Genomic DNA, 15,637 nt, shown 5'->3' with positions numbered 1-15,637 from the left:
TTTTCATGAAATCAGCCGCACTCTTATTTTCCGCTCTCGTTTTCTCCGCCCCGGTATTCGCCGCAGACGACATTTCCCTGGGAACGCCAGGGTATGGCGGAACCGGTTGTCCTGCCGGATCGGTTTCGGCTACGCTGAGTCCCGATGCCAAATCCCTGAGCTTGCTGTTTGATCAGTATCAAATTGCAGTCGGAGGCAGTAGCGGCAAAAGCTTTGATCGCAAGAGCTGCAATATCGCGATCCCCGTACACGTCCCGCAGGGAATGAGCGTCGCAGTCATGAAGATCGACTACCGCGGTTTCAACCGGCTGCCTGCCAGGGCTTCCTCACAGTTCAATGTGGAATACTTCTTCGCTGGAACGAGGGGCCCCGCATTCCAACGCAGTTTCCGCGGTGTGCTCGACGAGGACTATCTGATCAACAATGAATTAGTTGCCGAGTCGATGGTTTGGTCCGCATGTGGTGCAGACGTCAACCTGCGCACTAATTCAAGCATGAAAGTAAATACCGCCGGCAACGCTGAAGCGATCGCGTCGATCGACTCGCAAGACGTCAATGCAGGCATTATCTATCAGCTGCAATGGCGCAGGTGCGGTAGTTAATCATCCTGGCGGTCTGGCGGGTCTCCGCCAGACCATGGGAGAACAGGAGTAGCGGGCATGGATAGCAAGACCATCGTTCTGTTGGCAGGATTGACTACCCTCGGACTTCCGGCACATGCCGCGCAAGACGGCTGTCCCGCAGGGAGTTACTCGGTAGTGGTGTCGCCTGACCGGACGACGCTCAGTATTTTGTTCGACAAGTTCAATATCGACGGCAACCCAAGCGCCGGGGGCCGATCGGTGCAATCGAAGGCCTGTACTATTTCGCACCCACTGGACCTGCCGGCGAATATGTCACTCGGCGTGTACAAAGTCGACTACAGGGGATTTGCAAAACTCGATCCGGCCCAGCAAGCGTATCTCGAGGTCCAGTATGCGCTCGGCCCACACGGCAACGGGCATGGCCGCGTTTTCAGGCGCAAGATCAAGGGCGCGCACGAAGGGGATTATTTTTTCACCGAGAACATAGGCGCCGGCCAGATGAAACGCGCCGGGTGCGGCATGCACGCCAGGCTCGATGTCAAATTGTCGCTCACGCTGAGCGGTAGCGGTGAAGCCATGGCTTCCCTGGACTCCACCGATGCGAAGGGCGCCGCAATGATCTACCATCTCGATCTAAGAAAATGCAATTAATGCTTGTACTGGTACCTGATTTCTCGGTGCCCGATGAATTTTAAAAAAAACCAGCGGCCATTGGCCGCTGGTTCGTTGACGGTGACCCGGTCAAGCATCCAAGTACTGGGCTGACCGACCTTGCCGCCGGCAGTCGCTTACGGTGCGATGCCGACCGTGTGGTTCAGGTTGTTGAAGCCCGTAGCCGCTTCCCAGGTATTAATGTTGGCCAACTGGATTGCATACTCGGGACGGCTGCGCAGCGAGGCTTGCGGATCAGGCAGGTTCAGCAGCACCGAGTACGAGCCCTTGACCATGTTGTCCGGTAACGCCACCGTCTGGTTGATGGCCACGGTCTGGCCGGCCAGCCAGCGGCGCGGGTCGGCTGCCAGCTTGACGCGGTAGAGCGCACCGCTCGCCGTGTTACGGAACACCAGTTCCACGTCGCGGGTGTTGAACGGTGCCGCCCAACCCTGGTTCTGCACTTGCAGGTTCACCGCAAAACCGCCGCCCGGCTTGGCGTTGCCCGAGAAGGAACCGCTCTTGAGGACGAAGCGGTAACCGAGCTTTTGCTCGACCTGGGCGAAGCAGCCCTGGCTACGCCATTTGTCCAGCACCGTGGTGTTGTAATCCAGGTTCAGGTAGGACCAGTGGAAGCGGGTCATCTCGCTGATCGCGGTCGGGCAATCGCTGCGCGGTGCCGAGTAGCCGCAGGTTTCGCCGCCGGAAGCCAGGTAGGTTGTCTCGGTCGCCAGGTACGGGAATTCCACCGATGGATTGATATAAGTGCCGTAGTCGGACGAATTCGACAGGAAGCAATCATTGTGGTGACCCAGGCGTGCCTTGGACGTGCCGGTAAAGGCTTCGGCGGCGGTCAGTGCCGTCGGGGTATAGAGCTTCATCTTGAACAAGGGCATGCGCAGTTGCACCATGCGCTCCGACGGCACGACTTGCAGCAGCTTGTCGACGACCGATTTACGGTCGGCGATGTTTTTCGCCGTCATGTTGTAGCTATCGCCGTAGTTCTGGGTATTGCCCCACTCGCCCCAGGCGCCGACCAGGCCGGCCTGCACGACGGTGATCACGTCCTTGTTGTTGGCAAGGTAGGGAGCCAACTGGGTCAGGTGGGTATTGACCATGGCCGGCGTGGCATCGACCGGCGAGTTGTTGTCGTTGTAGGCAAAGCGCACGATCGCTTTCAAGCCGGCCTTGCGGACCGTATCCATTTGCTGCTGGAACAGGTTCAGCGTCGTCTGGCTGATCGGCGCGTTCACGAAGTTACGCAGGTAAAACACGCACAGCATCAAGGATTCACCGCCCGAGGTGCGGAAACTCGTCAGCTGGCTCTGGCTCAACGGTGTCTCGCAACCGACGTGACGGTAAAAGCCGCGCTCGGGATTGGTGATGATGGCGTTGCTGGCCGTGTAGCTTACCGGTACCGTCGCGCCTGATACTGGCGCCGGGGTTGGCGTTGGGGCTGGCGCCGGGGTCGGGGTCGGGGCCGGGGCTGGCGCTGGCGCTGGCGCTGGCGCTGGTGCTGGTGCTGGTGCTGGTGCTGGTGCTGGCGTTGGGACTGGCGTTGGCGTCGGCGTCGGGGCTGGCGTCGGGGTCGCGGTAGAGAACGACAAGCGAAGAACAGGCGAGACCACCAGGGGCGCGTCGGTCTGGGTGACCAGGTTGATGCCCGCGAGGGTTGCGGCACCGATATCGGCGCGGGGCACGGTCACGGTCGCCAGGCCGTTGGCCGACGTGGTAGCGACTCTCTTCACGAAAGTCCAGCCCCATGCACGGTTAGCGCCGCTGTAGCGGTACAGGTTGCCATTTTCAACCATGAAACCGGCGCCAATGCCATTAACCGGGAAACCACTCGTTGCGACCCGGTCGGTATCGATGTACACACGCACCCATGCCGGCGTGCCGGTATAAGGGATCCGGGCGTACACATAGGTACGATCGCTGCCGACGGTGGTCTGGACCGCCGTTGCCAGTGCCGTGGCCGAGACCGGCGTGGCCGAGACGGCGGACATGGCAAACGGGCTCGATACCAGGCCGGCGCAGAGGAGTGCCAGGTGAAGCGGCCGAACGAAAGGAGCAGAAGACTTTTGAACTTGGTACATTTATAAATCGCTTTACATAAAATTGCTGAAAACCGGAGCGTGACGATCCTGCTGCCGCTCGCTAAGACGAGTGGCAGAGACAATCCTCAGGATGACGAACGTGACAACCCGACCGCCCCTCTCGAGGCGAGTGGCAGGTTTAATTCGCTGAACTACCGGGGAAAACTAACCGAGTGACTTAGCAATCAGTCAGTGGCGGCGATGACACCCATTCGGGTATAAAGGGGTGGGAATGGAAACGCGGAGACGACAATGTGACGATGCCAGCAGCTGCCAGAAAGCTTACGAACGAAATACCCAACAAAGATTTCTCCTTCGGCTGAATTGATTTACGTTTTTTTACAGAGGATCTTCAGTCTTGAACTACTGAACCGTTCGATTTTCATCAGAGTAATTAGTTCCGAAATTCAACAACGATACTTTTTTACTTGAAATAACAATCCTCTTCCAACGATTCGTTAGTCGGTCGCCCCATCAGGTGAAGCCAATGAGCAGGCCCTCTCCTAGCTACCGTGCTCGTCAATCCCGAATCGATACAACTTGGAGCTTGCTCCTAGGCGATTAGTTCCGCAAATCAAAAAAAATATTTTCATTACGAAACATGAAAGATTGCAACAAGGGTCAAATCAATTGAACTAAGAAAATTTCTTTTAGGAAATTTTTTTCCCGTTAATCTGAAACGAGTCGCTAGTTTATGTACTGAGGAAATGATCCGATCGATGGCTGGAGAGCTGCGCTTGGGAATGACAAACGCGGACCGCGCGAGCGCGCCGGGCGTCAGGCGACAGCCGCTACCGCCTGATGGCGCGAGACTTCCTCGTTGGGAAAGAGGAAATGGGAAATTGCCGCATAAACTTTTTCGCTTGTGGCAAGCGTGGCAATGTCATGCGCGCAAGTTCAAGCGTCGGGGTTAGCCATGATGTTCTTGCAATGCAGCAATGACATGACGGGACGGTGCTGCAAACACGTCTTCCCACATGGCCGAAATCCTTGTTAAGGAAAATCGTTCCCGCGCCTCCACCGCACGGGCGGACAACGCCTGCCTGAGCGGCTCGTCTGCCATGAGCGTTTCCAGGGTCCGCTCCATCGCGCCAGCATCGCCCGGTGCGATCAGATAGCCGTCCACATCGTGCCGGACGATATCGCGGGGGCCCGTATCGCAATCGAAACTGACGACTGGCAAGCCATAGGCCATGGCTTCGACCAATGTATTGGGAAAGCCCTCGAACAGGGAAGTCATTGCGTATACCGCCGCCTGCCCATACCAATCGCCCACGTTGCCGACGGAGCCCGGCAGCAAGACGCGCTGTTGCAGTCCGGCCCTGTCGGCCTGTGCCCGCAAGGACTCGCGCAGCGGCCCGTCGCCCAGGATGACCAGGTCCCAGGAAGGATGGCTGGCGGCGAGCCGCGAAAATATGTCGATCAAGACCGAGAAGTTCTTTTCAGCGCTCAGCCGCCCTACCCCCAGCAAAATGCGCCGGCCTGCAGAGCAATAGGTCGCCGGGCTGACCTTGGGTTCATGCCGCGACAGCGGCCAGGCGACCGGATTCGGGATAATCGGAATATGCCGCGCATGCGAATGCGCCGCCAGCCAATGGGCGCATTCCTGGGTCAATGCGACCACCGCATCGAGCCGGCCATAGGCATGGCACCGCATGGTTTCCCAAATGATGCCCATCGGTGCCTTGGGCGGGAAATTGTGTTCCGATCCGATCGTGCGCAGGCCCGGCATGCCCCGCGACGCCAGCGCGAGGACCACGTTGGCAGTATGCATCGCAGACAAGGCAAGTTCCGGCTGCACCTCCCGCAAGGCCCGCCGCAGGGCGCGCGTACGCCTGAACGTACGGAGAAACCCCGCGACGACATTGGGGCTGGTCCCTGCGAGATCCAGGGACAGGCGCCGGACAGCAGGGTTGAGTACGTAGAAATCCGTTGCGGGCGATGCGACCGTCACCACCGTGACTTCCCATCCCAGGCCGACCCAATGGTTGGCCAGGTTCGCAACGACGCGCTCGGCGCCGCCATTTTCGAGTGAATGGATATAGATAAGCAATCGCATGCGAATTTCACCTCATTGTTCACGAGACAAGACAGACCGGCGTTGCACTGTCCAGGTGCGGTCCCGCGCTTCAAAGCGCCTGACAGGACGAACGCGCTGACCCCGCACATTAGAGGCACCGCACGCATTTCGCCGGGCTTGCCTATGGCAGTCGTACCCGAAAACCCGCCGCGAGCGTCTTGTTTTTACCCACTTTGACCAGTGCGGGGTCGAGGTAGACCGTCCCTGGCGAGGTCGTCACCGACTTGTTCGACACCACGCTTCCCTCGAACGCCCCGATCACACTGCCGTGCAAGAAAATGCGGTCCCAGATCCTGGCTGTTTTCGTCTGGACTCCATCGATTTCGTGATCGAACGCGAACAGATTGTGCGCCGACCTGACATGCCTGAGATTGACGGTGGCATCGATGTCGCGCATATACCCGTTCGCTTCAGGCCCTTGGTGATAGAAATGCACATAGCTCCCGTGTATTCCTGCACCGGACACTTCCACGTCGACCCGCACCTTCTCCACGTTTCCCATGCTTGCACCGCCGGACACCAGGGCAACCAGGCCATTGCTGCCGGGCCAGTTGATTGTGTTATGGGCCGAAACCAGGATGTCCGCATCGTTCAAGGAATAGGCGATGAAGGCACGCCGGACGTTGTAGCAAACCAGCCTGACCCTCACTTTTTCCCTGATGTAGCTGGCACCGACGCCATAGTAGGAATGACGCACCTCGCCATCGACACTGATATCGGAGAGGAGCATCCGGCTCCTTGCATTATTATTCGACGCCAGCAGGCCCATTACCCTTTCGGCAGAGCAGTCGATCATCCTGAAGCCGCTGCTCGCACGATCTGCCTGAATGCCGACGCAGTACATTCCTTTCCAGTTAACGTGAGGATCGAAGCCGGTATCGGAAAAGCGCGCGCCGGCGATCGTAATATTGTGAAAATTGAAGAAATAAAAAAGATGCGGTACCACCCTGGCCATGGTTTTCGCCGAAAAAAATGCGCCGTGAGCCGATATGACAATATCGTGTGCATCGCGACAAAGGATGACGTCGTCCCCTCTTTCGAGTTGGCCGAAATCGTAACGTCCGGCCGGAACGAACAAGGTGCCGCCCCCTGCGGCGGCCAGGCTTGCAAAGGCGCGGCCGAATGCACGGACCAGCGCGTCGCGTCCCGCCCCCGGCACGCCGCCGTAATCGGCGAGCGATACGACCGTCGGCGGCACCCTGGTCTCGGCGGCATTACTGCGCCTGTGCCGCCGGATCGTCACGGGCTGGACGTCATCGAGCCGTGCAGGCAATAGCGTTGCCATGCCAGCGCCAATCGCGCCTATGCCACCGGTCAGCATGAGACGGCGGCGCGTCGGGCTTCGGGTTTTCCTTGCGTTGTGCATATCAACCACTTTTCCTTGGAAACCACGCCGCTACTGCCGAGCCGCGTGCCTGCACTGCCGATCCTGTCTATGTTCAGGTCGCAACGGAGCAAACAGCCTTGTCCACTCCGGTTACTTCACCCTGTTCTTGAAAAAATGAGCGGCGCCGAAAATGAATTTCGCCCACTTTTCCTGCCCGTGCAGGTGGATCTGTTTCTTCAAGCGCCGGAGTTGGCCAGCGACAAACGCTTTTGCCACTACCTCGACGTACGCCAGCATTTTCAACCGTGACCGATAGATGTGCAGCTCCTGGGTACTGAGGATGGCGCCCAGCATGCGCTGCTTGAAATCGAAGACGCCACCACCCAGGTAGAATTTCGTGCCGCCTCTCGTAATGCTCTCGCAAATGGTCTGGTGTACGCACAACTTCCCGAGCCCGTACTTTTCGTACTTGGCGTCGTAACCGGTGACCTCGCCGAAATAACTCGCGCCTACGCGGTAGTTGATCGACCCTGCGCATACGCAGCCATCGATCAGGAACACATTGACGAAGCCGCACATCCTGGCCAGCCGGGTAATGCGGTCGATATCGTGCGTGAACTTGACGCCCTTGGCGCTGATCTTTTGCTCGCTGAAGCCGATAATCGTACGAATATGCTCTTCGCCGATGTCTTCATTGGTGAAAAACCGCGACTCGAACGAGGGAAAATGCCTGGCCAGCCCATTCGTTTGCTGTCGAATGTTCGCACGTGTCGACTTTCCGATACTGCTGGTATACGCCTCGGGTGTCGCCGGCAAGGCGATGACATAGGTGTCCTTGGAATCGTGCTTCTGCACCGGGAAAACGAACCCGCCGGTGGTCGTTTTCAGCGCTTTGAACGTGATGACATCGGCCGTTTTAAACCGTGAAAACACATATTCGGCAAAACGCTCGAGCTCCGATTGTCCAACTTCGATCATTTCGTTGAGAACGTCGACGCGCCCATTGCGGCAGGTGAATAACAGGACCGTACTCGGATGACCGTCGCGTCGGGCCACATAGCAATTTGCACCTTCGAGCGACCTGAATACCCTGAAAAAGGGCAGCGACGACTGCAGCGTTTCGTAGGAAAGAACCAGCTCGCTTTCGATCACTGAAGGAAGGTCGCCGCAATACAAGGAAATCGAGGCATCGTCCGCCTGAAGGAGTTCGTTTGAAGTCATGCTCTCGTCCTGTCGGTTGTTGGAAGCTTGGAAACCTATCCCACAAATAGCCGGTCGATCCGCTGGCGAACACCGCGTGCTTGCTACGGTAGCGCGTCGATGAATCCGCAGCCGGTGAGCAACGAATGCAATTGCTTGCTCAGCCTGCCCCGATAGACGACATCGGACCCTGGCCTGGCTTGCGCCACCTCGAGGAGTAGTTGGGCAAGAAACTGTCGTATGCCGGCCTCATGCCGCGCCTCGGGATGGACATACATATCGGACAAGACGATCGTGGTAGCCGAACTACCCGAGGCCTGCACCGATGCCCCCGATGGGGGTTCGACACAATGCACACCCGCCCAGCAGAGCATCTGCAGTTGTCCGTTCCGCACGTAGCTGTACAGGTCGCCGGAGCGCTCCATGCGCTTCATGACGGTGTCGAGGAATGTGCAATACCTGGCGTGGTCTCCATGCGCATCGAAGGCAAACACGTCCTGCAAGCGATTTTTCCCGATCGGCAGCGCTGTACTGGACAAGGTGTGCGCCCCCGGCGCATGTGTTGCGTGATGCAACGCGCGCATGTGGCACTGGTGGCCGCGCCCGAGCGTCGTCCACGCCGCACGCACATCGGACAGTCCGAACCGCTTGATTTCCTCGAACCGCGCCGCCACGTCGGCCGGTCGATACCCAGCCGCGCGCAGTCGTGCCTTCGCATACCGTATCGCCCCCCGGCGCGCTTCGCCTGTCCAGCGGCTTTTCCGGTCACGATAAACAATCAGTTCGCGCACCGAATCGTGTTCGGTGGCGAAATGCTCCTTGTACTGGTCGCCGCCTGCGGTCAAGTCGAGCACAGGTATGCCTTGCGCCACCAGATGCACCCCCAGCATGGCCAGCAGCAGATTGCCCGGCGAATGCGCTGCCAATGCCGGATCGTAGGTATTGATCCCCAAGTGCACGGCCCGCCCCTTGCTGAGCAAGCCGATATGCGAAGCCGCGATCCTGTCGCCCACGCTCAATACCGTCGTGTGCAGCAAGCCGTTTTTGTGCAACGCGAGCTGAAAGCGTTTTTTGAACGGATCTTTCGAAAATGGCATGGTTCGATAGAGCGCGGCCTGCCTGAAATCGTATTGCATGCAGATCTCATCGAATACGCGTTCGAAATGCTGATGGTCCACGACCTGCTCGAAGCGGACCTCGCCCACTCGCTTGAGCCGATTGAAGTTCTGCCGGTGGTTCTTCTTGTTTCTTTGACGATTCATCACGTCCGCATCGATTCGCATCAGCGGCAGCGAATAGGACCGCAAGCAGCATAGGCCTCGATAGCCGTGCGCTTCGTCGATCCAGCGCAGCGGAATTCCAGGTGGCAAATATTTCAGGCAGATGTCAGCATCGGGGAATTGCGCACGCACCAGCTCGATTGCACGGACGATGAACCTACTGTCCCCGCCGGATGCTTGCAGCCATCCCTGGTACTCGGCCTGCTGGTCTCCCGCTCCCGTCAGCATGCCGCCGCCGGGACGCAAGGCCAGCGCCAACAGGCCGTCGAGCGAACCGTCGTCGCGTTCGTCGACGACCATGACGGGGAGCGAACTGGACATATACAGCGCATACCAGGGCGCCACGAAATCGGGGTGCTGGCAAGCGGTCGCCCAGGCACAACGCGCATACAGGGTCTCCCAGGCGGCGCGAAAATCCGCCGCGTCGGCACGTGTGACAGCATGATGGCCAGTCAATAGCAACAAACTCATTCCTGCTCCACAAAGAACCGGGTTGGCCACCCATCGTCCAGACAGGCGGGCGGCAGCGATCGCACCTTATTCCACGCTTTCCATGGCCGTGTCCAGGCGCGGCAAGGGCTGGCCACGGCCCGCGCACTCGAGTTGCGAGACCGCATGCAGATACTTGGTGATCACGATGTTTTCATCGAACTGGCCTGCGATTTTCCTGCGCCCCGCTGCTCCCATTTGCAGGCGCCGGTCGGGCGGAAGGTCGATCATCCGGATCATCTTTTCCGCCAGATCCGCAGCGTTCCTCACCTCGCACAGGAACCCGTTTGCCTCATGGTCAACCACCTCCCGGCACCCGACCGCATCGGTCGTGATGATCGGCCGCCCCATCGCGGCCGCCTCGAGCAGCGAACGGGGAACGCCTTCGCGATAGGACGGCAAGACGATGCAATCGGCGTTGGCCAGGAACGGGCGTACATCGTCCGTTTCGTTCAGGTACTGCATCAAGCCGTGTTCCACCCAGCTTTGGATGCGATCCGCAGGAATGGAATTCTGGTTTTTCGAATCGACTGCACCGAGCAACTGGAACTCGACGCCAGGCCGGTGCCGGCGCACGATCCCGGCCGCTTCCGCGTATTCCTCGACGCCTTTGTCCCGCAACATTCTCGACACCAGCAGGAACCGGAAACTGCGCCGCACCAGGGGTGAAGGTGGGCGAGGAACGAAATGCTGCAGGTCGATCCCCGAGCCGGGCAAGATGTCGGTCACGCTGGCCTGCGTCAGCCCGGCCTGGACGAAGAGATTGCGGTCGTCTGGATTCTGGAAAAAAACCCGGCTCGACTTGCGCAAGGAAAGCCGGTACAAGCGCTTGACCAGGCAGGTCAGGACGGTATTGTTGATAAATGTCGCACCAAGCCCGGCGATGTTATTGATGACCGGTATGTTCAATCCATGCGCAGCGATCGATCCGTACACGTTCGGCTTGATCGTATAGCCCAGGTAAGCCATCGGCCGGACCGATTGAAGAACCCGCCAATACTTGATCAACAAGGCAGCGTCGCGGGTCGGGCTGGTACCGTTGTTGTCCATTGAAAGCATCTTGAAACGGCACCCGAGCGGCGCCAGGCGCGGCGAATAGCTGTCGTCGGGCGCCATGACCATCACATCGTAACCTTGCCGAATCAGGGCCTTGACCAATCCGGAACGGAAGTTGTGAATATTCCATGCGGTGTTGACAGAGATAACGATTTTCTTATTCATAATCATTGGTCCTCGATCAGTCAATTCATCATGTCGTCGGCATCAGCCCCATGCCTTGCCGCTTCCGGTTGCAACCGATGCCCGTCGACGATTGCGCACACGCCTGGCTCATGGTGCAGCGCTGGTTACCTCGACGCCGTGCGAGGCGACGCGCCGGTTCGCCGACGCCTGCTGTTCGAGCCACGACTGAAACATCAGGACGTTCCACAACTGGTACTGCCAATTGCGCCGGCCCGAACGATGCTCCTGCCATTTCGTCTGTAACTGGACCGGGTCGAAAAAGCCCTCGCGACGAACGCGCGATGGGTCGAGCAGGCTGTCGCACCATTCGCGCAAGGGTCCGCGCAGCCACGCGCCGATCGGCACGCCGAATCCCATCTTCGGGCGCTCGATCAGGACTTTGGGCACATGGCGGTGCAATACCTGGCGCAAGGCCCACTTGCTTACGCCGTCGCGCAGCTTCATCGATTGAGGTAGTTGCCAGGCGAATTCAACGACCCGGTGATCCAGGAACGGTACCCTCGTTTCCAGGGACATGGACATCGCTGCGCGGTCGACCTTGACCAGGATGTCGTCGGGAAGGTAGGTCAGCAGGTCGAGCGCCATCATGCGCTGCACACCGTCGAGTCCGGCAAGCTTCGGTGCGTTGCCGCTCAACGCAGTCGCGGGTTCCGCGCCATCGATGACAAGCGACGCCGGGTCGTTCCAGTGCGACACCAGGCCGAGATACAGGGCGTCGAGCGAGGGACTCCCGAGGACCTGGGCGCCTTTGTGCAGCTTGTCGCCGGCATTTGCAAAGCGCATCGAAGCAGGCAGCAACGGCGCCAGGCGCCTGGCCATTCTTGTCCATGACTCCACGGAAATACCGGTGATGCCCCTGGCGACGAGCCGTCGTAGCGGCAATGGGCCGGCGTGGATCGTTTCCCATAACTTCGCAGTGAATTGATAGCGGTTATAGCCGCAGAACAATTCGTCGCCTGCGTCACCGGAGAGCGATACCGTCACATGTTGCTTGGCAAGTTGCGATACCAGGAAGGTCGGCAACTGGGAGGAATCTGAAAACGGTTCATCGTAGATCGACTGCAAGCGCGGAACGATCGAGCGTGCGTGCGCGGCTTCGACATACAGTTCGGTATGGTCGGTTCCGAGGTGTCTGGCGACCGCCTTGGCGTACTCCGCCTCGTTATAGCCGTCTTCGTGAAATCCGATGGAAAAGGTTTTGACTGGCCGGGCCGACTGCGCTTGCATCAAGGCCACGACGGTCGAGGAGTCGATCCCCCCGGAGAGAAACGCCCCGAGCGGCACGTCGGCCATCATTTGTGCACCTACCGCATCCATCAGCAAACCTTCCAGGACCTCGACTGCCTGGTGCGCCGTTCCGCTGAACGGATTGGCGGCACCAGCCGTCATCCGCTGTGCACCGGACCAATAGGTGGTTAGCAGCGGCTCCGGCCGCCTGGCCGAAACGCTCAGCAGGCATCCCGGTGTCAGCTTGGCGATTCCCCGGTAAATGGAATGCGGCGCAGGGATGTAACCGTGTCGCATTTGCAGGCAGATTGCCCCGCGATCGATGTCATGCTCGAACGCAGGATGGGCGCGCAAGGCCTTCAATTCGGATCCGAACAGAAACACCGCCTCGCGGCCCCGGCCTTGCCATCCGTAATACAAGGGCTTTTCTCCGATCCGGTCGCGTCCGAGCGTCAGCGTCTTCGCTTGCCGGTCCCAGACGGCGAAGGCAAACATGCCGATCGCGCGCTCGACCGTGCCAGGTATTCCCCACGCATCGAAACCTGCCAGCAGGGTCTCGGTGTCGGAGCGTCCGCGCCATTGCGGCGCCGCCTCGCCGGCATCGAGCTCCTTGCGCATCAGCAGATGGTTATAGATCTCGCCATTGAACGCGATAACATAGCGGCCAGACGACGATGCCATCGGCTGGCGGCCTGCGGGCGACAAATCGATGATCGACAAGCGGCGGTGGCCAAGCGCAATGCCATGCTCGGCGTCGGACCAATAGCCTGCGTCATCGGGACCGCGATGGAGGATGGTGTCTCCCATGTGCTCGAGCAAAGCTTTCTGCTCTCCCTTTGCGCGGAATGGAGTGGCGCCGAGATAGCCTGCGAATCCGCACATCAGCGTTTTCCTTTCGCGATGACATTTTCATAGATGGACTCGAAACGCTGACGGACACAGGCCATCGTGAAGGTTTCGCGGATCCGTTCCTGTGCCTGTCGTCCGAGTTGCTGGCGGTAATGCGTCCCGAACGTCATCAGCTTGGCGACGCCGCGCGCCAGTGCCGCAGGATTTGCTTTCGGCACGAGCACGCCCGTGTCGGCCATCAGGGCGGCAACATCGCCTACATCGGTGGCCACGCATGGCAAGCCCATGGCCATCGCTTCACCGACTGCATTCGGGAAGCCTTCGGTCCGCGAGGACAGGCAAAAGATATCCATCGCGGCCAGGCAGACCGCGGCATCGGGACGCTCTCCCAGCAGGACGAACCGGTGTGCGTATCCAGTCGCGCCGATCCACCGCATCAGCTGGTCGTTGTCGGCGTCCAGGTCCTTCCCTACCATCAGGAACCGCAGGCGAGCATGGCGCCGGGCCAACTGGCCAGCCGCTTGCACGAAATTTTCGTGGTCTTTGTCCAGGTTGAATCGCCCCAGGGTACCGACAACCACATCCTCCTTACCGAATCCGCATTCCGTGCGCAAGGTCTGACGCAGAACGTCATTGGCGCTCAGCGTGGCCAGATCAAAGCCGTTACCTATCACCACCATCCGGCCAGGATCGTAACCAAGCACGGAGTGGGACTGTCGGGCCGCTTCGGCAACGCATACGATGGTGTGCGGCACCCAGCGTGACAGGGAGGCGCATGCCCGGCGGATAAAGGATGTGGCGCGCGCGCAGCCGCCGTCGACATCGGTGGTCCGCACACCCCAGATCACGTTGCGATTGCCTGCTAAGCGCGCAGCGAGGCCACCCAGGAAGTCGGCATGGTAGAGCCAGGTCTGCACGATGTCGGGCCGCAAGGTGCGCACCAGCCACCACAGCTTGAACAGGCCGGCGACAGGCGACCGCCTGACGTCCAGGACAGTCAGAGCGATTCCGGATTCGATAAACCGTGATTCCAGCCCGCCGCCAGGACTCAGGGCGATGACCGTATGCGCATATTGACTGTTCCGGAACTCGAGAATGAGCCGGTAGAGGGCCATCTCCGCGCCCCCGACCTCCAGGCCGGTGATGACATGCAGGACGCGGCGTGTCATGAGGCACCCTGCGACGAAGCGACTACTGCCAGCCCGGCGACGGGCAAGGCCGGGGCCGCCACTTGGGAAGCTGGATCGGCGCACCTGGCGAAATCACCCATGCACTGCGTCCGCATGCCATACCTGTCCGCCAGGACACGGTAGTGCTGCAAGACCAGTTCCAGCTGCGAAAGGTTTTCCTCGGTGTTGATGCCAAAATTATGCGGATGCCACCACAGGTGAAAGACGCTGCCGGCCTGCGCAGCCATGGTCATGCATTGCTTCACGCGGTGCACGCGCATCGCCGCCAAGGCGCGGTGGCGGGCAGACCATGGATACAAGAACAGGCTCGCCGGTACGTTCACCAAGCTGCCTTCCACTTGAGCATGCACGGTACGGCTGCCGCTTAGAGGAAGGCAGGCATCGGCAAACCGCGCTATCCGTCCAAAAATTCCACCAGGCACTGCGTCGCCATTCTGGTAGAGCCAGTGCTTGCCGTTTCCGCGATACACCTCGATACCGGCGCCAGGCAAGGTGGCCAGGAATTCTGGAACAAGTTGATTACGCGGCAATACAATACTGCGCAATTTCACGCCCAGGTCGGCGGCCACGGCGCGAGCGCAGGCCAGATCGGCCGCAAACTGGCTGGGCGTCGCCCCCTGCTCGTTGCAATAGAAATGACTATATGTATGGCTTGCCAATTCCTGCCCTTCCGTCGCCAGTATTTGCTCGACGAGGGGTCTTGCAAAAAATAACCTGGCGTGCTCTTTCACCAACTTATCCATTTTGTACGGCGAAACATTGCTGCGCGCGTATTGGGGCAGGACTGCCGGATACATATCGGTCCAATGTTGATAGTCGTGACACATGAGCATGCCTACCGTCGCCCAGCTTGTCCTCATCTCATAACGCCGGAATAATGCAAGCAGCTGCGGAATGGCATCCCACTCGCCCAGGATATTGCGACCGTAGCCAGCAATCGTTTGGGTATCGCCAACGCCCCAAAACAATTCGAAGTCCAGTGAAATCACAAACTTTGCCGTGGTCATAAATGCCTATCGAAAATGGAGATGCATGATGGACCGAATTGCGCGCTGCATGGACTGCGAATGCATTGCCAGCCCGTGTCCGTTATGGGTACTCGTCCATCGATGCATCTTATGGCTGCCAGTATTTACGTTTATTTCCCGCATTACCGTTGCTCGCCCGGCCCGCCTGATCTCCCGTCAGTTCGCATCGGGATACTGTCGAGCATCCTTGCGATCGCGTCCTTGCAATCGCGTCCTTGCAATCGCGTCCTTGCAATCGATTATGAGACGATGATATTTTTACCTGTTGCAACTATGCAGTTTCCGGACCACTGAAGCCGCCTACCCTCAACACTAAGAAAATCGAGCGGCTCATGAATTGATCAATACGAAAAGACATGACGAACGGACCGCGCATTTGCACAAGCCACCGCCG

11 protein-coding genes are annotated in these 15,637 nt (G+C 59.2%); 2 read left to right on the top strand and 9 right to left on the bottom strand.

Going from position 1 to position 15,637, the window contains the following annotated elements; genetic code table 11:
• The first annotated feature begins 5 nt into the window (after positions 1-5).
• Together ACFPOU_RS01775 and ACFPOU_RS01770 are read left to right on the top strand one after the other, a co-directional pair.
• On the top strand, positions 6-602 hold the full coding sequence (locus tag ACFPOU_RS01775; protein ID WP_379716281.1) for a DUF4360 domain-containing protein: 597 nt from the start codon (positions 6-8) through the stop codon (positions 600-602).
• A gap of 57 nt (positions 603-659) precedes the next feature.
• Positions 660-1,235 (top strand): DUF4360 domain-containing protein, encoded by a 576-nt coding sequence (locus ACFPOU_RS01770; RefSeq protein ID WP_379716278.1) that lies wholly within the window; start codon positions 660-662, stop codon positions 1,233-1,235.
• A gap of 137 nt (positions 1,236-1,372) precedes the next feature.
• Here the strand turns inward: ACFPOU_RS01770 and ACFPOU_RS01765 are convergent, their stop codons facing one another.
• From ACFPOU_RS01765 to ACFPOU_RS01725, 9 genes are all read right to left on the bottom strand, one after another.
• Entirely contained in the window at positions 1,373-3,241 is a 1,869-nt protein-coding gene (locus ACFPOU_RS01765) for a DUF4832 domain-containing protein (protein WP_379716275.1), read from the bottom strand.
• Between the two features lie 1,000 nt (positions 3,242-4,241).
• Positions 4,242-5,390 carry a glycosyltransferase family 4 protein gene (locus tag ACFPOU_RS01760; protein WP_379716272.1) on the bottom strand — a complete coding sequence of 383 codons (1,149 nt, stop codon included), beginning with the start codon at positions 5,388-5,390 and terminating at the stop codon, positions 4,242-4,244.
• A gap of 142 nt (positions 5,391-5,532) precedes the next feature.
• Complete coding sequence (locus tag ACFPOU_RS01755; protein ID WP_379716269.1) at positions 5,533-6,777, bottom strand: hypothetical protein; 1,245 nt, start codon at positions 6,775-6,777, stop codon at positions 5,533-5,535.
• A gap of 111 nt (positions 6,778-6,888) precedes the next feature.
• Positions 6,889-7,959: a GNAT family N-acetyltransferase gene (locus tag ACFPOU_RS01750; protein ID WP_379716266.1), complete on the bottom strand. Its 1,071-nt coding sequence runs from the start codon at positions 7,957-7,959 to the stop codon at positions 6,889-6,891.
• An 83-nt stretch (positions 7,960-8,042) separates the two neighbouring features.
• Positions 8,043-9,689: a GNAT family N-acetyltransferase gene (locus ACFPOU_RS01745; protein WP_379716263.1), complete on the bottom strand. Its 1,647-nt coding sequence runs from the start codon at positions 9,687-9,689 to the stop codon at positions 8,043-8,045.
• 66 nt (positions 9,690-9,755) lie between these two features.
• Positions 9,756-10,928 (bottom strand): glycosyltransferase family 4 protein, encoded by a 1,173-nt coding sequence (locus ACFPOU_RS01740; protein WP_379716260.1) that lies wholly within the window; start codon positions 10,926-10,928, stop codon positions 9,756-9,758.
• Positions 10,929-11,036: 108 nt separating this feature from the next.
• Positions 11,037-13,058 carry an asparagine synthase (glutamine-hydrolyzing) gene (asnB, locus tag ACFPOU_RS01735; protein ID WP_379716257.1) on the bottom strand — a complete coding sequence of 674 codons (2,022 nt, stop codon included), beginning with the start codon at positions 13,056-13,058 and terminating at the stop codon, positions 11,037-11,039.
• Positions 13,058-14,194, bottom strand: a complete 1,137-nt coding sequence (locus tag ACFPOU_RS01730) for a glycosyltransferase family 4 protein (protein ID WP_379716254.1) — start codon at positions 14,192-14,194, stop codon at positions 13,058-13,060. The genes asnB and ACFPOU_RS01730 overlap by 1 nt, the downstream gene beginning before the upstream one ends.
• A complete protein-coding gene (locus tag ACFPOU_RS01725) occupies positions 14,191-15,222 on the bottom strand; it encodes a polysaccharide deacetylase family protein (protein WP_379716251.1) in 1,032 nt (343 codons plus the stop codon). The genes ACFPOU_RS01730 and ACFPOU_RS01725 overlap by 4 nt, the downstream gene beginning before the upstream one ends.
• Positions 15,223-15,637: the final 415 nt, after the last annotated feature.

Source organism: Massilia jejuensis (assembly GCF_042656795.1).
GTDB lineage: Bacteria > Pseudomonadota > Gammaproteobacteria > Burkholderiales > Burkholderiaceae_D > Telluria > Telluria jejuensis.
This window is presented reverse-complemented; position numbering and strand designations above follow the sequence as displayed.

Coding starts and splice junctions, on each gene's coding strand:
- ACFPOU_RS01740 (WP_379716260.1), bottom strand. CDS start 10,928: ATGAATAAGAAAATCGTTATCTCTGTCAACACCGCATGGAATATTCAC.
- ACFPOU_RS01725 (WP_379716251.1), bottom strand. CDS start 15,222: ATGACCACGGCAAAGTTTGTGATTTCACTGGACTTCGAATTGTTTTGG.
- ACFPOU_RS01730 (WP_379716254.1), bottom strand. CDS start 14,194: ATGACACGCCGCGTCCTGCATGTCATCACCGGCCTGGAGGTCGGGGGC.
- ACFPOU_RS01755 (WP_379716269.1), bottom strand. CDS start 6,777: ATGCACAACGCAAGGAAAACCCGAAGCCCGACGCGCCGCCGTCTCATG.
- ACFPOU_RS01760 (WP_379716272.1), bottom strand. CDS start 5,390: ATGCGATTGCTTATCTATATCCATTCACTCGAAAATGGCGGCGCCGAG.
- asnB (WP_379716257.1), bottom strand. CDS start 13,058: ATGTGCGGATTCGCAGGCTATCTCGGCGCCACTCCATTCCGCGCAAAG.
- ACFPOU_RS01770 (WP_379716278.1), top strand. CDS start 660: ATGGATAGCAAGACCATCGTTCTGTTGGCAGGATTGACTACCCTCGGA.
- ACFPOU_RS01750 (WP_379716266.1), bottom strand. CDS start 7,959: ATGACTTCAAACGAACTCCTTCAGGCGGACGATGCCTCGATTTCCTTG.
- ACFPOU_RS01775 (WP_379716281.1), top strand. CDS start 6: ATGAAATCAGCCGCACTCTTATTTTCCGCTCTCGTTTTCTCCGCCCCG.
- ACFPOU_RS01745 (WP_379716263.1), bottom strand. CDS start 9,689: ATGAGTTTGTTGCTATTGACTGGCCATCATGCTGTCACACGTGCCGAC.
- ACFPOU_RS01765 (WP_379716275.1), bottom strand. CDS start 3,241: ATGTCCGCCGTCTCGGCCACGCCGGTCTCGGCCACGGCACTGGCAACG.